The organism is Rhodococcus sp. NPDC079359 (genome assembly GCF_040702585.1).
In the GTDB taxonomy this organism is placed as follows: Bacteria; Actinomycetota; Actinomycetes; order Mycobacteriales; family Mycobacteriaceae; genus Rhodococcoides.
This window is the reverse complement of record NZ_JBFBLH010000002.1, coordinates 1-20,570: the sequence shown is the minus strand read 5'-3', so window position 1 is coordinate 20,570 and position 20,570 is coordinate 1. Positions and strand designations below refer to the sequence as shown.

Annotated in this window: 19 protein-coding genes and 1 pseudogene; 10 read left to right on the top strand and 10 right to left on the bottom strand. The window is 65.5% G+C overall.

Annotated features, from left to right (window positions below; translation table 11 throughout):
• The first annotated feature begins 2 nt into the window (after positions 1-2).
• Genes cydB through AB0362_RS04755 form a run of 3 tightly spaced genes read left to right on the top strand, consistent with a single transcriptional unit; the run spans position 3 to position 4,331 of the window.
• Positions 3-1,040, top strand: coding sequence for a cytochrome d ubiquinol oxidase subunit II (gene cydB / locus AB0362_RS04765; RefSeq protein WP_300524390.1), 1,038 nt, complete (start codon positions 3-5; stop codon positions 1,038-1,040).
• Entirely contained in the window at positions 1,037-2,737 is a 1,701-nt protein-coding gene (gene cydD / locus AB0362_RS04760; RefSeq protein ID WP_366235000.1) for a thiol reductant ABC exporter subunit CydD, read from the top strand. The genes cydB and cydD overlap by 4 nt, the downstream gene beginning before the upstream one ends.
• Positions 2,730-4,331: an ATP-binding cassette domain-containing protein gene (locus AB0362_RS04755; RefSeq protein ID WP_366234999.1), complete on the top strand. Its 1,602-nt coding sequence runs from the start codon at positions 2,730-2,732 to the stop codon at positions 4,329-4,331. Before cydD ends, AB0362_RS04755 begins: the two co-directional genes overlap by 8 nt.
• 180 nt (positions 4,332-4,511) lie before the next feature.
• Here AB0362_RS04755 and AB0362_RS04750 read toward each other — a convergent pair whose 3' ends face one another.
• Positions 4,512-5,132 carry an FABP family protein gene (locus tag AB0362_RS04750; protein WP_149405585.1) on the bottom strand — a complete coding sequence of 207 codons (621 nt, stop codon included), beginning with the start codon at positions 5,130-5,132 and terminating at the stop codon, positions 4,512-4,514.
• Positions 5,133-5,537: 405 nt separating this feature from the next.
• On the opposite strand from AB0362_RS04750, the gene AB0362_RS04745 reads away from it, so the two are divergent.
• Entirely contained in the window at positions 5,538-7,073 is a 1,536-nt protein-coding gene (locus tag AB0362_RS04745) for a cutinase family protein (protein ID WP_366234998.1), read from the top strand.
• A gap of 79 nt (positions 7,074-7,152) precedes the next feature.
• Here the strand turns inward: AB0362_RS04745 and AB0362_RS04740 are convergent, their stop codons facing one another.
• The 5 genes from AB0362_RS04740 to AB0362_RS04720 form a co-directional block, all read right to left on the bottom strand.
• A complete protein-coding gene (locus AB0362_RS04740; RefSeq protein WP_037194601.1) occupies positions 7,153-7,458 on the bottom strand; it encodes a DUF1416 domain-containing protein in 306 nt (101 codons plus the stop codon).
• Position 7,459: 1 nt separating this feature from the next.
• On the bottom strand, positions 7,460-8,296 hold the full coding sequence (locus AB0362_RS04735) for a sulfurtransferase (RefSeq protein ID WP_068049880.1): 837 nt from the start codon (positions 8,294-8,296) through the stop codon (positions 7,460-7,462).
• Positions 8,297-8,370: 74 nt separating this feature from the next.
• Positions 8,371-8,859 (bottom strand): DUF4395 domain-containing protein, encoded by a 489-nt coding sequence (locus AB0362_RS04730; protein WP_068049878.1) that lies wholly within the window; start codon positions 8,857-8,859, stop codon positions 8,371-8,373.
• A 252-nt stretch (positions 8,860-9,111) separates the two neighbouring features.
• A complete protein-coding gene (locus tag AB0362_RS04725) occupies positions 9,112-9,531 on the bottom strand; it encodes a thioredoxin family protein (RefSeq protein ID WP_366234996.1) in 420 nt (139 codons plus the stop codon).
• Positions 9,528-10,307, bottom strand: a complete 780-nt coding sequence (locus AB0362_RS04720; RefSeq protein WP_068049884.1) for an LmeA family phospholipid-binding protein — start codon at positions 10,305-10,307, stop codon at positions 9,528-9,530. Before AB0362_RS04720 ends, AB0362_RS04725 begins: the two co-directional genes overlap by 4 nt.
• Before the next feature lie 130 nt (positions 10,308-10,437).
• On the opposite strand from AB0362_RS04720, the gene AB0362_RS04715 reads away from it, so the two are divergent.
• From AB0362_RS04715 to pstB, 6 genes are all read left to right on the top strand, one after another.
• The gene (locus AB0362_RS04715) at positions 10,438-11,199 is read left to right on the top strand and encodes a response regulator transcription factor (RefSeq protein ID WP_068049874.1); all 762 of its coding nucleotides are present in this window, start codon (positions 10,438-10,440) and stop codon (positions 11,197-11,199) included.
• The gene (mshD, locus tag AB0362_RS04710; protein ID WP_366234995.1) at positions 11,200-12,105 is read left to right on the top strand and encodes a mycothiol synthase; all 906 of its coding nucleotides are present in this window, start codon (positions 11,200-11,202) and stop codon (positions 12,103-12,105) included.
• 203 nt (positions 12,106-12,308) lie between these two features.
• Positions 12,309-13,406 (top strand): phosphate ABC transporter substrate-binding protein PstS, encoded by a 1,098-nt coding sequence (gene pstS / locus AB0362_RS04705; RefSeq protein WP_149405012.1) that lies wholly within the window; start codon positions 12,309-12,311, stop codon positions 13,404-13,406.
• An 87-nt stretch (positions 13,407-13,493) separates the two neighbouring features.
• Complete coding sequence (gene pstC, locus AB0362_RS04700) at positions 13,494-14,531, top strand: phosphate ABC transporter permease subunit PstC (RefSeq protein WP_149405013.1); 1,038 nt, start codon at positions 13,494-13,496, stop codon at positions 14,529-14,531.
• Between the two features lie 3 nt (positions 14,532-14,534).
• Positions 14,535-15,443 carry a phosphate ABC transporter permease PstA gene (gene pstA, locus AB0362_RS04695; RefSeq protein ID WP_149405014.1) on the top strand — a complete coding sequence of 303 codons (909 nt, stop codon included), beginning with the start codon at positions 14,535-14,537 and terminating at the stop codon, positions 15,441-15,443.
• A gap of 37 nt (positions 15,444-15,480) precedes the next feature.
• Complete coding sequence (gene pstB, locus AB0362_RS04690) at positions 15,481-16,257, top strand: phosphate ABC transporter ATP-binding protein PstB (protein WP_032395896.1); 777 nt, start codon at positions 15,481-15,483, stop codon at positions 16,255-16,257.
• A 137-nt stretch (positions 16,258-16,394) separates the two neighbouring features.
• On the opposite strand, the gene phoU is transcribed toward pstB, so the two are convergent.
• From phoU to AB0362_RS04670, 4 genes and pseudogenes are all read right to left on the bottom strand, one after another.
• Positions 16,395-17,069 (bottom strand): phosphate signaling complex protein PhoU, encoded by a 675-nt coding sequence (phoU, locus tag AB0362_RS04685; RefSeq protein WP_317532554.1) that lies wholly within the window; start codon positions 17,067-17,069, stop codon positions 16,395-16,397.
• A 66-nt stretch (positions 17,070-17,135) separates the two neighbouring features.
• On the bottom strand, positions 17,136-19,076 hold the full coding sequence (locus tag AB0362_RS04680) for an LCP family protein (RefSeq protein ID WP_366234994.1): 1,941 nt from the start codon (positions 19,074-19,076) through the stop codon (positions 17,136-17,138).
• Positions 19,077-19,194: 118 nt separating this feature from the next.
• Entirely contained in the window at positions 19,195-20,334 is a 1,140-nt protein-coding gene (gene dusB, locus AB0362_RS04675; RefSeq protein ID WP_068049864.1) for a tRNA dihydrouridine synthase DusB, read from the bottom strand.
• A 136-nt stretch (positions 20,335-20,470) separates the two neighbouring features.
• Positions 20,471-20,570, bottom strand: a pseudogene (locus AB0362_RS04670) (acyl-ACP desaturase); the annotation flags it as partial.

Here is a 20,570-nt window from a genome sequence, read left to right as displayed (position 1 = left end):
CCATGTCACTGCCCGAATTCTGGTTCTTCGTCATCGCCTTCTTCTTCGTCGGCTACTTCGTGCTCGAAGGTTTCGACTTCGGCGTCGGCATGCTCATGCCGATCCTGGGCAGGCATCCCGACGCCGCCACGGGGGAGAAGCGCAGGCGTGCGGTACTGAACACGATCGGCCCGGTCTGGGACGGCAACGAGGTGTGGCTCATCACCGCAGGTGGCGCACTGTTCGCGGCCTTCCCGGAGTGGTACGCCACGTTGTTCTCGGGCTTCTACCTGCCGCTGCTGCTCATCCTGGTGGCGCTGATCCTGCGTATCTGCGCCATCGAATGGCGCGGCAAGATCGACGACCCGGTGTGGCGTCGACGCTGCGACATCGGGATCGGCATCGGCTCGTGGGTTCCGGCGGTGCTGTGGGGCGTCGCGTTCGCCAACATCGTCCGCGGCGTCGCGATCGACGAGAACAAGAAGGTCACCGCAGGCTTCTTCGATTTGCTCAACCCCTACGCTCTGCTCGGCGGTGCCACCATGGCGTTGGTGTTCGCCCTGCACGGCGCGGTGTTCATCGCGCTCAAGACTTCCGGGGACGTGCACGAGGATTCCGTGAAAATTGCGGCGCGCCTGTCGGTTCCGGCAGTTCTCGTCGGCGGCACCTTCGCCCTGTGGACCCAACTCGCGCACGGCAAGACGTGGACGTGGCTACTCGTCGCGGTGGCCGCCGTCGCACTGCTTCTGGTCGTCGCGCTGACGGCGAAAGTGCGCGAAGGCTGGGCATTCGTCTTCACCAGCGTTGCCATCGTTGCCGTCGTGGTGCTGTTGTTCGCCTCGCTGTTCCCCAATGTCATGCCGTCCAGTACGGATGCCGCGTTCGATCTCACCATCGCGAACGCGTCGTCGAGCCCGTACACGTTGAAGGTCATGACGTGGGCCGCAGCCTTCGCCGCCCCTGTCGTCCTCGGATACCAGGCCTGGACGTACTGGGTCTTCCGCCAGCGCATTTCGAGTGCCCAGATCCCGGACTCGATCGGACTGACGGTGAAATCGTGACCGCCCCCGCTGTGCCGCGGGGACGGGCGAAGGGGCCCGTCGATCCCCGACTGTGGAAGTACTCCCGATCGGCGCGGGGCTACCTGATCGTCACTGTCGCTCTGTCGACCGTCGTCACCCTGTGCATCATCGTCGGCGCGCTTGCGATCGGCCGCGTACTGGCCGGGGTCATCACCGACCCGACGGCACGGTCGTTGTCCGCCTGGACGACGGAACTCGCCGTGCTGGCGGGCGCAATGGCCGTCCGTGTGCTCGCCACCGGAGCCCAGTCCCGCTATGCGCACCGGTCGGCGTCACGTGTGGTGGCCGAAGTCGAAGTCGAGGTACTCACGGCTTCAACACATTTCGAGCCCCGAGAGCTCGACCGCGAACGGGAAGAGTTGACCGTCGTCGTCACCCGAGCCATCGGGGGTCTGCGCGCGTACCTGACCGGATACCTGCCGGCGCTGGTGTCCGCGGTCATCGTCACTCCGCTCGTTCTGGTCGTCATCGTCACTCAGGACGTGACCTCGGCTGTGGTCATCGCTGTGACCCTGCCGCTCATCCCGATCTTCATGATTCTGATCGGGTTGCTGACCAAGGGCCGAGCCGCGGCGACGCTCACGACGATGACCCGGTTGTCTGCGCAGTTGCTCGATCTACTGGCCGGTCTGCCGACCTTGCGCGCGCTGCGCCGCGAACACGGCCCGGCCGCTCGCATCCGTGCGTTGGGCGATGCCCATCGACGAACCACGATGCGCGCGTTGAAGGTTGCCTTCCTCTCGTCGATGGTGCTGGAGTTGCTCGCGACCCTGTGTGTCGCGCTGGTGGCCGTCGGCATCGGCTTGCGCTTGGTCTTCGGGGAGATGACGCTCGAAGCGGGCATCATCGCGTTGATTCTCGCCCCCGAGGTGTACTTCCCGCTGCGCGCCGTGGGGACCCAGTTCCACGCAGCAGAGGACGGCGTCGAGGCCGCGGAGCGAGCCTTCCGGGTCCTGGACCGGCGTACGACACAGCCGACCCGTGGCCGGACCGTGAACGCGACGACCGCGGACATCGAACTTGTCGGACTCACCGTCGCGAGCCGGGACGGCGACGCTCCGGCCGGACTGAGTGCGCTGTGCCGAGCGGGCACCATCACGGTAGTGACCGGCCCCAACGGCTCGGGTAAATCGACTGCGCTGCAGGCCGTTCTGGGGCTCACGTCGCCCACCAGCGGTGCGGTACTCGTCGGTGGCGTGCCCGTGGTCGATCTCGACCTCGACCGGTGGTGGGCTCAGGTCGCCTGGCTCCCGCAGCGTCCGGTGCTGCTTCCCGGCACGCTCTACGAGAACGTCACCCTCCACGGTGTGCCCGACGCCGATGCACTGGACGCAGCCTGCCGCGCTTCGGGATTCGACGCCGTACTACGAGAGCACCCGAACGGCTGGAACACTCGCGTCGGGCAGGGCGGAGTGGGTCTGTCCCTCGGCGAACTGCAACGCCTGGCCCTGACCCGAACCTTCGTCTCCGACGCGACGGTGATGGTACTGGACGAGCCGACGGCGCACCTGGACGCGGCGAGTGAACAGACTGTGCTGCAGGCCATTCGAGATGCAGCCGACCGAGGCGTCACCGTGGTGATGGTCGGTCACCGGCGCGCGGTGCTGCACGCCGCCGATCGCGTCGTCGAGGTGCGAAGCAGTTCGCCGGTGGTACCGGAGTTCGATCATGTCTGACCTACGACGCGCACTGGCACTGTTCGAGCTCTCCCCGCGCAGGGTGGCACTGGCTGTGGCGGCCGGCGTGGCAACACTCGGCAGCGCACTGGCTCTCGCCGCACTGTCGGCATGGTTGATCACCCGAGCCTGGCAGATGCCTCCGGTGATGGACCTGACCGTCGCAGTGGTAGCCGTTCGGGCGCTGGGCATCTCGCGCGGTGTGTTCCGCTACCTCGAACGATTGACCACGCACGACGCGGCCCTGCGCGGTACGACGGCAGCGCGCACGAGGATCTACGAGCAGCTGGCGAACGGACACGGCGCGCTCGCTCTGCGTCGCGGTGACGTACTGGCCCGTACCGGGGCGGACGTCGATGTGCTCGGCGACGTTGTCATACGCGCGATCGTCCCCATCTGCGTGAGCGTCGTGATGATGCTCGTAGCCGTGGGACTGCTCGCCGGTATCGCGCCTGCTGCCGCGTCGATCCTGGCGGTGTCGTTGTTGATCGCCGGGGTGGGTGCACCGATTCTGGCGGCGCGGTCGGCACGGATCGCCGAGGAGGCCGGAGCCGACGCCGACGCGCGGTTCGCCGAGACCGCCGTCCGAGCACTCGACCACGCCGCGGAACTGCGGGTCGCCGGGTGCCTCGACGCGACGCTCGCCGAAGCCCGCGGCGCAGCGCAGGATTCGGTCACTGCCCGCGACCGGGCGGCGCGACCGTCGGCGCTGGCCGATGCCGCCGTTCCGTTGTCGATCGGTGCATCGGTGATCGGGTCCTTTCTCGTCGGCATCGGGCTGTACGGACCGACCGGAGGCACCGCAGGTGGCATGACTCCGATGGCTCTGGCGATCATCGTGCTGGTTCCGCTCGCTGCCTTCGAGGCGACCGCGGCACTCCCCGGGGCGGCAATCGCCCTGATGCGTGGACGAATCGCGGCCACTCGAGTCATGGCGATGCTCGATGCGGCTCCGCCGCATGTGAGTAGAAACTCGACCCCTGCTACGAACTTCCGTGCACATGCGCGGAGCGCACTCATCGGGCCCAGCGGATCGGGCAAGTCCACGATGCTGCGGGAGTTCGCCGAGGAATGCGGTTCGGACGCAGCGCTGTTCGCCGAGGACGCGCATCTGTTCGACACCTCGATTCTGGAGAACCTGCGTGTGGTGCGCGGCGATGTCGACGAAGCACAGGCATCGGATGCGCTGCGACGCGTGGGCCTGGGCCCATGGCTCGACGCGCAGCCTCTCGGGGTCCACACCACCCTGGTCGGCGGTGCGCAGGCCGTCTCGGGCGGAGAACGGCGCAGACTGCTGTTGGCTCGCGCTGTGCTCAGTACGGCCCCGATCGTGCTGCTGGACGAGCCGACCGAGCATCTCGACCGAATCTCCGGCGAACAGATACTGCGAGAGTTGCTCACCACCGACGACGGCTTGTTCGGAGCCGATCGAATCGTGGTGGTCGTCACTCATCAACTGCCGGAGAACACCGACGCCGACCAGGTGATCGACCTGGGTGCGGACCCAAAGAAAAAACCCTTTGCCGACTCGGAATCTCCGGCGTACGTTGGGAGTACACGAGAGAGGAGGTGGTCTGAAGTTGATGAACTCTAGGACGCGTGAGGTGGCTGTCAGCTAGCCGCAATCGCTGACGGATTCACTGCGAAGACCGCGCGAGCGGCTAGCGAATCCCAGGCAGCTACCCGGCCCCCGAGCCCCCGACCTGTCCGGTCGGGACCTGAAAGCAGGTACGGCTCGGGGGCCGTTCGCTGTGGGTACCGAAGTGGTTGTGTCTCAGCCGATGTAGCGAGACAGGCGCGCGGACAACCGCGGTGCCAGTGGGCCGTCGGCGACGACGCGTTCCTCGACGTATGCGAGGTCGCCGCCTTCGACGATGCCGTAGAGCCGCTTGGCCCCGCCGACCAACGCACCCGAGGTGCTACGGATGACGACGTCGGTGGCCAGTTCCCAGGACGACTTGGTCAGGGCGTGGCCGTAATACAGTTCGACGACTCCGGTGCTGTGGGTCAGCAGCAGTTCGACGAGCTCTTCGTCGTCGGAACCCTTGAGCCCGTGGCCTCCGCTCATCCGCCAGAATCCGGTTTCGCGGAGGTCGGGATGTGCGAAGTTGCCGTCGGAGTCGAGTCGCCACGAACGCGATTCCCAGCTCAGGTAGCTACCGCCGTCGTGAGTGACGACGATCTGCTGACCGAAGGGATAGTCGGTACCCGACTCGGGGTCGTGGCCCTCGCCCTCGCCACGCCACACGCCGACGAGCGGCAGCAGAGCGAGCATCGACGGGTGCAGATCGGGGCCGAGGCGAAGATTGGCCGTGTCGTCGGGGTGCGGGATGTCCGGCAGGACCGGAACGTTCCGCGTCGACGCGTCGGCGAACTTCTGTTCGGCAGCCGCTATTGCTTCGTCGCCACTGGTGACGGGGGTGCCGAGCCCCTCGTCAGCACTGCCGGGTTGCCCCGCAACCGGTTCTGTCACGACTCGTCGTTGACCAGTCGGTAGACGACGTAGAGCGAGAACGCGATGATGGCTACTGCCGCAAGAACGAGAAGTAGCTCGAAGAAGATGACCACGAGTGCGAGTTTAACCCGCAGCGATCGTCGTCGAGGACAGCGGCCCGAATACCGCCTGTGTCCTTGGTGACATCTAACCGAATTCGGGGCCTCGAGTGCGCTGGATCACTCATAGCTGTGGAGAAATCCTGTCGAGCAGGTACCTTCTTCGGGGGGCGTCGGGCGCTCGAGGGTGAGTTTCCGATGTTGTTCACTGTGTTCTGTCACGAAGGCTGGGGAGGTCTCCGCAACAATGCTGCGTCGTAAACGGGCTCTGACATCGTCGTTCGGTCCGTTGTTGATGAGGTCGGCGGTGGTGACCCTGGCGTTGGCGCTTGCCGCTCCCGCAGCCGCATTCGCCGCTCCGGACTCGGGATCGGCAGAGTCGGGCTCGGCAGAGTCGGGATCATCCGACTCCGGTTCCGCCGACGCCGGATCGTCCGACTTCGGGTCGTCGCAGGGTCCGAACATCGACCCCAACAACTACGCGCAGGACTGCCCCGATGTGCTGGTGTTGGCGGTGTCCGGTGCCACCGACTCGGCGTCGGACCGCAATCCTCTGGCCGAGCAGGCGTCCACTGTCGCGTCGAACTGGGTCGGGAATGTGACGGTCCCGGTCGGTGAGGCGAATGCCGACAGCCCGGGTACCGTCGGCTGGCTCTACGTCCCGTACGCCTCGACGTACGGCTTCGACGTTCTGGACGACGTGCCGACCTACCACGAGTCGATCGTGGAAGGTGTCGCAACGACCAATCGTCTGATGGACGAGTACAAGGTCAAGTGTGGAGACCGAACCAAGTTCGTACTCCTCGGATACAGCGTCGGCGGCGAGGTACTCGATCGTTTGTCCACCGAGATCGGCGCGCGTGACGCGAGTGCCCTGGTCAACGGCGACGACATCGCAGGCGTGATCATGGTCGGTTCGCCCTACCGCCCGGCCGGTGTGCCGAATTTCGGTGACGAGCCGGGTGAATCGCTCGGTGGCTTCATGGACCAGTCGCCGCGGGATTACGGAACACTGACCGACAAGGTCACCTGGTCGTGCCGACCGTGGGATCTGGCGTGCGACGCTCCGGACGACATCGAACTTCTACAGCTCGCCCTCGAGGTCATCTCGCAGATGCGGCTGACCGTCCTCAACCCGGTACAGACCGTGTCCGACTTCGCGCGCGCAGTGACGACCATTGCTTCGCGCGCGATCGTCGATATCGCCACCGACAAATCATGGTTCACCTCCGACGAGACTCTGCTGCAGGTCTTGGTGAGGGTGGCGGATGTGGATTACACCGTCGCCGATCAGCAGGCGGTGGACGCACTGACACCGGAGCAGCTCCTCGTCGATCTCAACTGGGCGATGGGGCCCGGTGCCGAGACCGTGGAAGCCAAGCTCCGCGCCGAGGCCACCGGGTTCGAGGAGAACAACAAGGGCATCGCCGATGTCGTGCTCGGGCCCTACCTGGCGCTCGGCTTCCTGCAGCACCTGTCGTACTGGTACAACGATCCCAACGACGGGTACGAGTGGGAGAGCGAGAAGATGGTCGCTTGGATCACCGACCTTGCGCGCACCGAACGCGAGAAGAAGAACGCACCGCAGACGGCGACACCGGAAGCCCCCGCCCCGGAGACCGCACCCGAACCCCGCCTGCTGCCGGAGCCCGGCACGGTCACGCAGGTGAGCGATCTCGGAGCGTTCCTCGAATCGCAGGGCATTCCGGTACCGGAAGGGATGTTCCCGCCGCAGTATTCGACGGTCCCCGATCCCGCCACCTCGGTGCCCGTCCCGAACTAGAAGCCTCCACCGAGCCGAAAGAACCCCGCACCTGCGAGCAGGTGCGGGGTTCTTTTTCGTTCGAAGCGAGCCGGTCGGATCAGACTCCGACGGTGACGTTCGCCGAGTGCACGCCTGCGCCCTCGGGAGCGATCACGGTGTCGCCGTTGCCCGATGCCGACAGCGCGCGAAGCGTCCACTGTCCGGGAGCGGCGAAGAACCGGAAGTCTCCGGTGCCCGACGCGACGACCTCTGCGGTGAATTCGCCGCTGCCGTCGAGCAGCCGCACGAATGCGCCTGCTACGGGCTCACCGTCGCCGGCGAGGACGCGGCCGGTGATGACCGTTTCCTTCTCGACGTCGACACCTGCGGGGATGGTCTGGCCCTGTACGGGTGCTCCACACATATCAGTGAACCTCCAGCTCGATGGGTGCTCCGACGAGAGAGCCGTACTCGACCCAGCTGCCGTCGTAGTTCTTGACGTCTTCCTTGCCGAGGAGCTCCTTGAGGACGAACCAGGTGTGGCTCGAACGCTCACCGATGCGGCAGTAGGCGATGGTGGCCTTGCTGTCGTCGTAGCCCTTGGTCTTGTACAGCTCTTCGAGCGCTTCGTCGGACTTGAACGTGCCGTCCTCGTTGGCGGTGGTGCTCCACGGGATGTTGATCGCGGACGGGACGTGGCCACGCTGCTGTGCCTGCTCCTGCGGAAGGTGAGCCGGAGCGAGGATCTTGCCCGAGAACTCGTCGGGCGAACGCACGTCGATCAGGTTCTTGTTGCCGATGGCATCGATGACCTCGTCGCGGAACGCGCGGATCGACAGGTCGGGTGCCTCGGCGCGGTACTGCGTGGTCTCACGGCTGACGACGTCCTTGGACAGCGCGCGGCCGTCGAGTTCCCACTTCTTGCGTCCACCGTCGATGAGCTTGACGTCCTTGTGGCCGTACAGCTTGAAGTACCAGTAGGCGTAGGCGGCGAACCAGTTGTTGTTTCCGCCGTACAGCACGATGGTGTCGTCGTTGCTGATGCCCTTGGCCGACAGCAGGTCCGAGAACTGTTCCTGATTGAGGAAGTCGCGGCGAACCGGGTCCTGCAGGTCCTTGCGCCAGTCGAGCTTGACCGCACCTTCGATGTGTCCGCCGTCGTAGGCGCTTGCGTCTTCGTCGACCTCGACGAAGACGGTCTTCGGTGCGTTCAGGTTCTGCTCGGCCCAGTCGGCAGAGACCAGGACGTCGGAGCGAGCCATGGTGTTCCTTTCGGTCTTTCTCTATGGATCGGTGAAGGTCGAGACAGGACTGCAGCCTGCTCAAGCGACCCTGTTCAGGATGCGGTGTGCGAGGTGGTGCGCAGCCGCGAGGCGAGGGGGTAGATCATGCAGCCGAGGCAGACCGCGAACGCGGCGTTGAGGAAGGCCGCGAACAACGCGAAGCCTGCCGCCACGGTTCCGACGACGGGAGCGCCGATCGCGAAGCCGAGGACTCCGACGGCGGCGAACACGAAGCCCACCAGTTGAGCGAACTTCAACGGTGCCACCGGCTCTCGTTCGCTGGTGGGGGAGAGCCGCGGTGCGACGAATGTCGCGTAGATCGTGCCGTACGGACTGCGCTTGGGTCCGCGGACGGCTCCGATTCCGAACACGATCGCCTGTAGCCCGAGCAGGATTGCCGCCGCGGGGACCGAGAACGTGGTCAGGAGGAGAACGACGACCAGAACGGCGGTGGTGATCCACGCCGCGAAGCGTGGACCACGAACGTCCACCTGGTCGATCGTGGCAGTGGGGGTGGTGGTCCGGGTGTCGGGTGTCGACATCGAGAGGTACTCCTGAGCGAGGTCGGGGCACGCCGCATCGGCAGTGCTCGGACATGGATTTCGATCATCGGGCCGTCATCACGCATGGGCGTGGCGGCAGAAGGAAATCAGCAGCAGCGACAGCAACAACCGCCCAGTCGGCACAGATCGACTGTGCGACGACTGGTGAGCATCAGCTCGCGGCAGGAGAACACGAAGAGCATCGTACCCGCTACCAGCGGCGCGTCCTACCGCCGGTCCGAAGAAGCGAGGTCAGAGAGCGTCGAGTGCCGACCGCAGCGCCGCAGCGGACGGCACACCCGCGATTCTGGAGCGCCGTTGCAATCGGGTGTCGAGTACGAAAGTGGTGGGCAGTGACAGCACGCCCAATTCGCGAGCGAGGATCGGATGGGCGTCGATGTCGAGTTCGAGTTCGCGGGCATCGCTCCGGTCGTCCAGCACCTGCTGGACGACACGTCGCACGGCTGCGCACGGTCCGCACCAGTCGGCCGAGAAGTGCAGGACGGTCGCATAGTCGGTCGTGGCACCCGCGTCGAGCAGCAGCGGGTACAGGTCGTCGGTCACGGTGTCGGGCTCACGCACCGCCCGCACGGCACCCGATCGGCTGCGCAGGAACAATCCGGTAGCGACGGCAAGGATCGCCACGACGACGAGAACTGTGATCCCTGTCACGGCTTTTCGATTTCGTTGAGGTCGATGGTCACGTTCTCGCCCGATCCTTCGACGACGATCTGCGAGCCCTCCGCATAGACGTCGGTCGGGACGAGCCCGAAGGGCAGGCTCTGACGCTCGATGGTCTTGGTGAACAGTCCGAGAACCGTGGGCTTGGCGAAATCGGGGATCGAGAAGTCCGCCTGACCCTCCGGGCCGAAATAGAAGTCCGACGCCACGATGGCGACGCCGTCACCTTCGAGCAACAGGTCGGCCTGCACGCTCACCGTCGTCTCGAGCGGGCCGACCGGAACCGTTCCGGTCAGCACGACGCCCCCGGTAGTGGTCATGCCCGATCCGCCGGAGCCGCCGGTGCCGTCCGACTTGTCGGCCGGCGGCGCGGAAACCTGCAGGTCGACGATGCCGAGGAACCGGCCGAGGTCCGTGGCCTCGATCCGTACGCGGCCGTCGAGCTCGTCCACGGGAATCGCCCGCACGTTGTTGTCGATCAAGTCGGACAACTCGATGTGCACGCCGCGGAGATTGGCCTCGATCGTCGTCGAGCCGACGTACTCGGTCGGCACGTCCTGCGCGCGGATCTCGATGTTCTGGTAGCGCCCGTCCGCGGCCTGGGTGAGGAACGGGAAACCGTGCACGATCACCTGAGGGTCCGAGGTGAGCTCACCGCCGGCGCGGATCGCGCGGGAGACTCGATACTCCGAGTAGGCCGCAGCGCCGAAATCCACCACGAGGGTGAGGGCCAGCAGGCTGGCGAGTCCGATGAGAAGTGTGCGCACGGGTCCATTGTGACCGACGAATCGCGCACTGCCCTCTTCGGCCGGTTGTACGGACAAGCTAGTCTGTGTCCTTGACGATCACTCAAGTCCAGCCTGGACTGGACCGGCCAGCAGTAAGAATGGAGACGCAGTGGAGCTCCTACTACTGACCTCCGATCCCAATCCGGAGGGCGTTCTGCCGTCCCTCGCTCTCCTGGCGCATCACGTACGCCCGGTACCCACCGAGGTGTCCTCGCTTCTCGAAGCCGGCTCGGCGGACATCGCGCTGGTCGACGCTCGTACGGACCTGGCCGCCGCTCGTGGTCTGTGTCGCCTGTTGGGAAGTACCGGATCGGCCATCCCCGTCGTCGCGGTGCTCACCGAGGGTGGGCTCGTCGCGGTGAATTCCGACTGGGGTCTCGACGACATCCTGCTCCCCGGTACCGGCCCCGCAGAGCTCGACGCCCGGCTGCGGTTGCTGGTCGGCCGTAGTGGAGGAGTTGCCAGCCCGGAGACCTCCGGCAAGATCACGCTCGGCGAACTGGTCATCGACGAAGGTACCTACACCGCTCGGCTGCGAGGTCGTCCGCTCGACCTCACGTACAAGGAATTCGAGCTGCTGAAGTACCTTGCTCAGCACGCGGGGCGGGTCTTCACTCGCGCCCAGCTCCTGCAGGAGGTGTGGGGCTACGACTTCTTCGGTGGCACGCGCACCGTCGACGTCCATGTTCGACGCCTGCGCGCCAAGCTGGGCACCGAGTACGAGTCGCTCATCGGAACGGTACGCAACGTGGGATACAAGGCGGTTCGACCCGCGCGCAACGCCAAGGGTGGACCGGTGGTCTCGGACGCTGCCGGCGGGGATTCCGACGATGCGGATTTCGAGTTCGAGCAAGAGAGTACTCTCTCGTAGATGAATTCGGATTCTGCGTTCGACGTCCACCCCATCGACGGCGACGCACCGTCTTCGCGCGTTTCCTACGAGATTCATCAGATCCTCTCCCGTGCAACGGAAGTCGACGGCACTGCGCCCTTGTCGGAGCAGGCCGTGAAGGCTGTCGACCGAGGTGACGACGTCGTTCGTCTGGTCTCCATCGAGGGTGATCGTGTGGTCGGTTACGTCGGAATCGCCGACGGGATGGCCGAGGCTGTCGTCGATCCGCCGTTCCGCGGTCACGGAGTGGGACGCGAATTGGTTTCTCGCGCACTCGAAATCGGCTCCGGTGCCCGTATCTGGGCGCACGGCAACCTGCCGGCGGCGCAGTCTGTCGCGGCGCGGCTCGGGTTGCAGGTGGTTCGCGAGCTGCTGCAGATGCGTCGCGCGTCCGCGCATCCCGATCTTCCGGATGTGGTTGTGCCGGAAGGTATTTCGCTTCGAACGTATCGTGGGCATCAGGACGATGCCGAGCTGCTGCGGGTCAACAATGCGGCCTTCTCCTGGCACCCCGAACAGGGTGGCTGGACCGATCGCGACATCGCCGCACGACGAGACGAATCGTGGTTCGACCCGGCCGGACTGTTCCTGGCTTTCGAGGAGGGCAGCGACCGCCTCCTCGGCTTCCACTGGACGAAGGTTCATCCGGCCGAAGGCTCGGAACCCGCCATCGGTGAGGTGTACGTCGTCGGAATCGACCCCCAGTCGCAGGGGCGCGGCCTCGGCCGAGTGCTCACGCTGGCCGGCCTGCACTATCTGCGTAGCAGAGAACTCGGCCAGATCATGCTGTACGTCGAGGCCGACAACACCGCTGCCGTGCACACCTACAGCAAGCTGGGCTTCGAGAACTACCACGTGGATGCCGCATACGCTCGCAGCGTCTGAACGGACATTTCAGGCTGCGGTGTTCATCTTCCGTTCACCCACGCGGGGGTAAACGTCTACCACCTGCCCTTACCTTTCTCCATGGGTGGCAACCTACGCCGCCTGGTGCGAGGTTCTCTTCTGGAGCCGGCACCCACACAGTCACAGCGCGGCCGATCAGGTCCGAGCCGTGGACACGGCCCAAGATTCCTCGGAGGAAACAGGTGAACCTCAAGCGCAACGGTGCTCTCATGAGCGCAGTGGCCATCAGTGCCATGTTGCTGACCGCATGCGGTAGCGACGCGAACGTCGAGACCGTCGGCGCGGGCGATTCTTCCGCCTCGTGCGAGGGCAAGTCTCCGCTCACGGGCGAAGGATCGTCTGCTCAGCAGAACGCGATGTCCAACTTCACCTCGGTCTACTCGAGCGTCTGCTCCGGCAAGTCCGTCGAGTACACCACCAGCGGCTCGGGCAACGGTCGTACGCAGTTCGTCGCCGGTCTGGTCGACTTCGCCGGCTCCGACTCCGCGATCAAGGACGAGCAGGCAGCCGAGGCGGCCACCCGCTGCGACAGCAACCCGGCATGGAACCTGCCGCTGGTCTTCGGGCCCGTCGCAGTGGCCTACAACCTCGACGGCGTCGACAGCCTGGTGCTCACGCCCGATGTCACCGCACGGATGTTCACCGGCCAGATCACCACCTGGAACGATCCCGCGATCGCCGCCCTCAACGAAGGCGTCGACCTGCCGTCCACCCCGGTCACCCCGGTCTACCGCTCCGATTCCTCGGGCACCAGCGACAACTTCCAGCGCTTCCTGTCCGACGCTGCTCCGGAGGCCTGGACCCTCGATCACAGCTCCGACTGGGCCGGCGGCGTCGGCGAAGGTGCCAACGGCTCCTCGGGCGTCGCCCAGGCCGTTTCCGGGACTCCCGGCTCGATCACGTACGTCGAGTTCGGCTTCGTCGAGCAGGAAGGCCTCAGCGCCGCGAACATCGACTTCGGCAGTGGCCCGGTCGAGCTGAGCACCGAGAGTGCTGCCGCTGCCATCGACGCCGTGACCTTCTCCGGTGAGGGCAACGACCTGGTGCTCGACCTCGACACGCTGTACGCCAGCAACGAGGCCGACACCTACCCGTTGGTGCTCGCCACCTACGAGATCGTCTGCTCGGCGGGCTACGACGCCGACACCTCGGCAGCAGTCAAGTCGTTCCTGCTCAGCGCCGCGAACGAGGGCCAGCAGGGCCTCGAGGAAGCCGGCTACGTGCCGCTGCCGGACCGCTTCAAGGAGCGTCTGATCACCGCTATCGAAGCAATCGCCTGATTAAATGAGACGTAGTCCTGCTTCGGCTCGCGGCATCGCGAGCCGAAGCAGGACCGTCCTCGACCTCCACACGAGACAGTGAGCGGTATGAGCGACACCCACTCGATGACCGGCGTCCCCTCCGCGGCTTCTGTGCCCTCCGCGGGTGCCGCGCACAAACCGGAAGAACCACAATTGTCAGACAAGAAAAAATCGGGGACCGTCACACGTCCCGGTGACAGGATCTTCTCCGGCCTCGCCACGGGCTCGGGCATCTTCATCATCGCGCTGATCGCCGCCGTGGGTATCTTCCTGGTCTGGCGTGCGATCCCCTCACTGTCGAACAACACGGTCAACTTTCTGACCTACAACGGTGCCTGGGACACGTCCAACACCTCGGCCATGGTGTTCGGTGTTCTCGATCTGTTCCTGGTCACCGTCACGGTGTCCCTGTTCGCGCTGGTCCTCGCGATGCCTGTCGCCCTCGGCATCGCCATCTATCTGACGAACTACGCGCCCAAGCGAGTGGCGGGACCGCTCGGTTACGTCATCGATCTGCTGGCCGCAGTCCCGTCGATCGTCTTCGGACTGTGGGGCCTGTACGTCCTCGCGCCGGTGATCAGCCCGTTCGCCGAGTGGCTCAACACCAACCTGGGTTGGTTCCCACTCTTCGGTACCGGGTCGGTCTCCATCGCCGGCGGCGGCACCATCTTCACCGGCGGCATCGTGCTCGCCGTCATGATCCTGCCGATCATCGCTGCCGTGACCCGCGAGGTGTTCATGCAGACGCCGAAGGGTCAGATCGAAGCCGCTCTCGCACTCGGGGCCACCCGCTGGGAGGTCGTGCGAACCACGGTCATTCCGTTCGGAAAGTCCGGTTACGTCAGCGGCTCCATGCTCGGCCTCGGCCGCGCACTCGGTGAGACCATCGCGCTCTACATCATCATTCGCAGCACCCAGTCGACGTTCGGCGGAACCTTGTTCGACGGCGGTTCGACATTCGCGACCAAGATCGCGCTGGCCGCGGGCGAGTTCAACAACCCGCTCCAAGCCGGTGCCTACATCGCCGCAGGTCTGGTGCTCTTCATCCTGACGTTCGTCGTCAACGCCGGTGCTCGCGCCGCCATCGCCGGAAAGAAGGACTGACCCATGACCGCAACCATGGACAAGCCCGTCAAGGAACCCACGTTCCAGGGCGTCAGCGCTCGCCGGAAGGCGTCCAACCTCTCGGCGACGATCCTCGTCAGCCTCTCGGTGCTGGTGGCACTCGTCCCACTGATCTGGGTGCTCTACACGGTGATCTCTCGTGGACTGTCCGCGGTGGTCTCACCCACGTGGTGGCAGAACTCGCAGGCCGGCGTCACCCAGTTCATCGCAGGCGGCGGTGCGTACCACGCCATCGTCGGAACGCTCCTGCAAGGACTGTTCTGCGCCGCCATCTCCATCCCGATCGGCATCTTCGTCGCCATCTACCTCGTCGAATACGGCGTGGGCACGCGACTGGCCCGAGTCACCACCTTCATGGTCGACATCCTCACCGGTGTGCCGTCCATCGTCGCGGCCCTGTTCATCTACGCGCTGTGGATCGCCACCTTCGGGTTCCAGCGCTCCGGCCTGGCCGTGGCCTTCGCCCTCGTGCTGCTGATGATCCCTGTGATCGTGCGCTCGGCCGAGGAAATGCTGCGCATCGTCCCTCAGGATCTGCGCGAGGCGTCCTACGCGCTCGGTGTGCCGAAGTGGAAGACCATCGCCAAGATCGTCATCCCCACGGCGCTGTCCGGCATCGTCACCGGCATCATGCTCGCTCTGGCCCGCGTGATGGGTGAGACGGCACCCGTGCTGATCCTGGTGGGATCTGCCACCGCCATCAACTTCAACATTTTCGAGGGGCCGCAGACGTCTCTGCCGCTCATGATGGTCGACCTGCAGAAAGCAGGAACCGGCGTGCTCACCGCTGAGCGCATGTGGGGAGCAGCCCTGACGCTGATCCTGATCGTCGCAATACTCAACATCGGCGCGAAGTTGGTCTCGAAGTTCTTCTCGCCCAAGAACTTCTGACCCACCCGACTCCAGCGAATCCTAAGGAACGAAGAACATGGCAAAGCGTCTCGATCTCAAGGACGTCAACATCTACTACGGCAAGTTCCATGCCGTCTCCGACGTCACTCTGGCCGTACCGCCGCGCAGCGTCACCGCGTTCATCGGACCGTCCGGCTGCGGTAAGTCGACCGTCCTGCGTTCGCTCAACCGCATGCACGAGGTGACCCCCGGCGCCCGCGTCGAAGGCTCGGTGCTGCTCGACGGCGAGGACATCTACGGCAGTGGCGTCGACCCGGTGGGTGTGCGCCGCACCATCGGCATGGTCTTCCAGCGCCCCAACCCCTTCCCGACGATGTCGATCCGCGACAACGTCGTCGCCGGCCTGAAGTTGCAGGGCGGCCGCGGCAAGAAGGAACTCGACGAGATCGCCGAGCGCTCGCTCAAGGGTGCCAACCTCTGGAACGAGGTCAAGGACCGCCTCGACAAGCCCGGTGGTGGCCTCTCCGGCGGACAGCAGCAGCGTCTGTGCATCGCTCGTGCTATCGCAGTCTCGCCCGACGTTCTGCTGATGGACGAGCCCTGCTCGGCTCTCGACCCCATCTCCACTCTCGCCATCGAGGACCTGATCCAGGAACTCAAGCAGGACTTCACGATCGTGATCGTCACGCACAACATGCAGCAGGCCGCACGGGTGAGCGATCAGACCGGCTTCTTCAACCTCGAGGCGACCGGCAAGCCCGGCAAGCTCATCGAGATCGACGACACCGAGAAGATCTTCTCCAATCCGACGCAGAAGGCCACCGAGGACTACATCTCCGGCCGCTTCGGATAAGCACACACGAACGCGAGAACCCCCGTCGAGCGAAAGCTCGGCGGGGGTTCTTTCGTGCGTGTCTGCGCTCGTTGTTCCGACGAGAAAGCCGAGTAGCGCTGCAGCGCAGCGCCACTCGGTCTCGGCGAGGGTGGGTACTACGAGGTGGGGATGTTGTTGTGGCTCAGGTCGAGCGGCAGCTCACCGGTCACCAGGAAGATCACCCGACGGCCGACCTCGACAGCGTGATCGGCGAAGCGCTCGTAGAAGCGGCCGAGCAGAGTCACGTCCACCGCAGCAGCGACGCCGTGGCTCCACTCGCGGTCCATCAGCACCGTGAAGAGGTGACGGTGCAGATCGTCCATCGCCTCGTCCTCCTCCTGCAGCTTCGCAGCGCGCTCGGGATCGCGGGTCTCGAGGACCTCACGGGCCGACGCGCCGATCTGAACGGCGAGCCGACCCATCTCGGCGAAGTACCCGTTGACGACCTCGGGGAGGGCATGGTTCGGGTGCCTGCGACGAGTGATCTTGGCGACGTGCAGTGCGAGTGCGCCCATGCGATCGATGTCGGCGACGATCTGAATGCCGGCCACCACCGAACGGAGGTCGCCTGCGACCGGAGCCTGCAGGGCGAGAAGGGTGAAGGCCTTCTCCTCGCACACCGCACTGAGCTCGGTGATCCTGTCGTGTTCGGAAATGACCTGCTCGGCGAGTACCAGGTCTGCTTGAAGGAGGGACTGCGTGGCCTTTTCCATGGCCGCACCAGCCAGGCTCGCCATCTCTCCGAGGAGATCGGCAAGCTCGTTCATCTGTTCGTTGTAGGCGACGCGCATGAGCGAAGTTTAGTGGGTCACACCGACCAGTTCCCTGTCCCGAGGGTTAACGGAGCATGAATGAACTCAGGCGCACGTGTCGTCGGCGGCGTTGGTGTACGAGAGATCCTCCGGAAGGGGCGCACTCTCGGTGGTGCCCTCGACCTGAGTGGGATCGATTTCAGTGCCGAATGCCGTCGGAAACTGGGTGTATCCGGGATAGTTCGAGCCGAGCACCACCTCGACGACGTTGTTCAGGCTCGGTGCCAGCTCGATGGCCGCGCCGGGTATCGCCGACGCGACGGTCGCCGCAGCAGCCTCCTGATCCTGGGAGTAGCGCACCACGGTCTGAGCCGCGGTGCCCGAGAAGTTGCCGACCGTCAGGATCTGGAAGCCGTAGACCGCGAGTTCGTCGGATGCCGTCTGAGCCATCCCGGCGATGTCGGATGCGTTGGACACCTGCAGGGAGACAGTTGCCGGATCGACGGCCAACAGCGGCGCGTCGGGTACGGCGGCAGGTGCGGGCTCTTCGGGTGTCACCGGCTCCGCGCGTTCCTCACCGGGCAACGGAGCGTCGTCGATGATGGCCTGGAAGATCGCACCGATCGCGTCGTCGTTGGGGATCTCGTTGCCGTAGTCGTTGGTGCCGGTGGTGGGAATGGTCAGGAAGGTCACCGCACCGGCGTCCACGTTCTGCAGCGAGCGCCCCAGCGTCACCAGGTCCTGAGTCTTGACGTTCTCCACGAAGGTGTCCGAGGTGAACGCGTTGACGAATCCGTTGAGCTTGCCGGGATCGAGCAGCACGTTGTTCGAGAGCGCGGACCTCAGAAGCGACGACAGGAAACGCTGCTGTCGCTTGATGCGGCCGTAGTCGCCGTTGCCCTCGGACTCGACGTTGCGCGCTCGAACGTAGTTCAGTGCGGTGCGGCCGTCGATGCGCTGTGTTCCGACGTTGGGGAGGACGTCACCCAATTCGTAATCGATCAGCGGCTGCGCGGTGCAGACCTCGACACCACCGACCTCGTCGACCATGGACTCGAATCCGGCGAAGTCCATCCCGACGAAGTGTCCGATACGCAGGCCCGAGATCTTCTGGATGGTCTTGACCAGACATTTGGGGCCGCCGAGAGCATAGGTGGCGTTGAGCTTGTCGCCGTATGCCTCGGGGAACATCTCTCCGGTGTAGGTATTGGTGTCGTTGTCGAACTGCTCGCACTCGGGGCGCGTCACATCGAGATCACGGGGAAACGAGACGGCGACGACGCGGCTGCGGTCGGCCGGGATGTTGACGAGCATGACCGTGTCCGAACGGGCTCCCTCGGCGTCGGCGACGGTGCCGGCACCCACCTCGCCGCTGGCCCCGGTGCGGGTGTCGGTGCCCACGATCAGGTACGTCTCGTCGCCGTATTGGCCTTCGGCGTCGACGACGTCGGTCGAATCGGGATCGAGTGCGGCGACCTGGAGAAATCCCTGATCGGTGTTGCGGAGATATCCCCACACCACCCCGGTCAGGGCCACCGCCAGAATCGCGACGAGAGAGACCAGGCTTCGGCCGATCATCCGCACTCGGCGGCGTCGGCGCACCCGGCTCATCGCCAACCGTGTCAGAGCCGGGCGATCCGTCGCGGGCGCACCCACCGGTTCCGGTGCCGCGTGCGGCGGCGGAGTCGGCGGCACTGCGCGGGCAGGCGGGGGAGTGGAATCGGTGATGGGGGCGATGACCTCGGTCGGCTCTTCGGCCTCGGGACGGTCGTCCGGAGCCCGCCGAGTCGATCCCGAGCGCGACATCTTGTCCACCAACTCGGCGACCGAGACGGTGTCGGCGTTACGCGGCGATCGTTTGCCGAGCCTACCGCTGTCCTCGGGCTGAGGCGATTGCTCCTCGTCCGGTGTTGCGGGGCCTTCGGAGTGAGGTGGGCGCTGCCCCGACCGTCCGATTGCACCGGTTTGTCTGATTGAGGACAGCGGGCGCTCCCATGGGGCGCGACCCTCGGGCACCGACGGGCCCGACTCTCGATCGTCTCCCACGAATTCGAACCTGGCCTTCCATCACACGCACGCGCCGCCTGCTCGGCAATCCCAGCCATAGTACTGACTCGAGCGGCATGGTCCACTCGAGCGAGGTGGGCGGCTGGTCAGCTGCGAATCAGCCGCCGGAATGCATCAGGTCGGCACCGGCGGGGACACAGACGTCCTCGGGATCGTCGAGCCAACCGTCGGGCAGCGACACCGCGCCCGGTGAGCCCTGTCGACCACGGGGGCCTTCGGCGTCCTTGGGAAACGGAACGGTCGGATCGAGTTGCGCCAGAAGGTCGTCGAGCTCGGTCAGGGTCGAGACCAATGCCATCGAGACCCGAAGGTCGGATCCGGCCGGGAATCCGCGCAGGTACCAGGAGACGTGCTTGCGCAGTTCTCGCAGGCCCTTCTTCTCGCCGTGATGCTCGGCGAGCAACTCGGCATGCCGAGCGATGATGGTGGCCACCTCGCCGAGGGTGGGTGGAGTGGGTTCGGGCCGACCGTTGAGGCGGGCGCTGAGTTCGGCGAACAGCCAGGGCCGACCGAGGCAACCGCGCCCGACGACGACGCCGTCGCACCCGGTCTCCGCCATCATGCGGACCGCGTCGGACGCGGAGAAGATGTCGCCGTTGCCCAGGACCGGGATGCCGGAGACATGTTCCTTGAGTCGAGCGATCTCGTTCCAGTCGGCGGTTCCGGAGTAACGCTGCGAGGCGGTTCGGGCGTGCAGAGCCACCGCCGCTGCGCCCTCGCCTGCGGCGATTCGTCCTGCATCGAGATGAGTGTGGTGGTTCTCGTCGATGCCGACGCGGAACTTGACGGTGACGGGAATGTCGGTGCCCTCGGTTGCCTTGACGGCAGCCGCGACTATGCGGCCGAACAGGTTTCGCTTGTAGGGCAGTGCGGCACCACCGCCTTTTCGGGTGACCTTCGGAACCGGGCAGCCGAAGTTCATGTCTATGTGGTCGGCCAGATCGTCGTCGACGATCATCTTCGCGGCGGCGTACGTGGTGTCCGGATCGACGGTGTAGAGCTGCAGCGACCGTGGAGTTTCGGTGGGGCCGAACGTCGTCATGTGCATCGTGGCCGGCTGCCGTTCGACGAGCGCTCGCGCTGTGACCATCTCGCAGACGTACAGACCCGAGGTACTACCGGCCCGCTCCAACTCCTGCTCCCGGCACAGGGTGCGGAACGCCACGTTGGTGACGCCGGCCATCGGTGCGAGGACGACGGGGCTGCGCAACTCGAGCGAGCCGATCTGCAGTGTCATGAGGGAAGCCTTTGGAACGGAGGGAACGTGATCATGGTGACATCGGTGGGCCGGGGGCAGCGGTCGGAAGACAGATGCCGGAAAACAGTGGTGCCCGGCACCGAAGTCGGTACCGGGCACACCAGCCGATCTGAGCTTACGACGCGCGTGCTTCGGCCTTCGCGCGTTCGCGGGCGAGGGAGCGATCGCGCATCTCCTCGAACTTGGTGGCTTGTCGCTCGAGGTCTTCGAGGAAC

What these genes read in the sequence shown, in the direction of transcription:
- dusB (WP_068049864.1), bottom strand. Translation starts at nt 20,334, where the DNA reads ATGACACTGCAGATCGGCTCGCTCGAGTTGCGCAGCCCCGTCGTCCTC.
- pstA (WP_149405014.1), top strand. Translation starts at nt 14,535, where the DNA reads ATGACCGCAACCATGGACAAGCCCGTCAAGGAACCCACGTTCCAGGGC.
- AB0362_RS04735 (WP_068049880.1), bottom strand. Translation starts at nt 8,296, where the DNA reads ATGGCTCGCTCCGACGTCCTGGTCTCTGCCGACTGGGCCGAGCAGAAC.
- AB0362_RS04740 (WP_037194601.1), bottom strand. Translation starts at nt 7,458, where the DNA reads ATGTGTGGAGCACCCGTACAGGGCCAGACCATCCCCGCAGGTGTCGAC.
- AB0362_RS04730 (WP_068049878.1), bottom strand. Translation starts at nt 8,859, where the DNA reads ATGTCGACACCCGACACCCGGACCACCACCCCCACTGCCACGATCGAC.
- mshD (WP_366234995.1), top strand. Translation starts at nt 11,200, where the DNA reads ATGAATTCGGATTCTGCGTTCGACGTCCACCCCATCGACGGCGACGCA.
- pstB (WP_032395896.1), top strand. Translation starts at nt 15,481, where the DNA reads ATGGCAAAGCGTCTCGATCTCAAGGACGTCAACATCTACTACGGCAAG.
- phoU (WP_317532554.1), bottom strand. Translation starts at nt 17,069, where the DNA reads ATGCGCGTCGCCTACAACGAACAGATGAACGAGCTTGCCGATCTCCTC.
- cydB (WP_300524390.1), top strand. Translation starts at nt 3, where the DNA reads ATGTCACTGCCCGAATTCTGGTTCTTCGTCATCGCCTTCTTCTTCGTC.
- AB0362_RS04745 (WP_366234998.1), top strand. Translation starts at nt 5,538, where the DNA reads ATGCTGCGTCGTAAACGGGCTCTGACATCGTCGTTCGGTCCGTTGTTG.
- pstC (WP_149405013.1), top strand. Translation starts at nt 13,494, where the DNA reads ATGAGCGACACCCACTCGATGACCGGCGTCCCCTCCGCGGCTTCTGTG.
- AB0362_RS04755 (WP_366234999.1), top strand. Translation starts at nt 2,730, where the DNA reads ATGTCTGACCTACGACGCGCACTGGCACTGTTCGAGCTCTCCCCGCGC.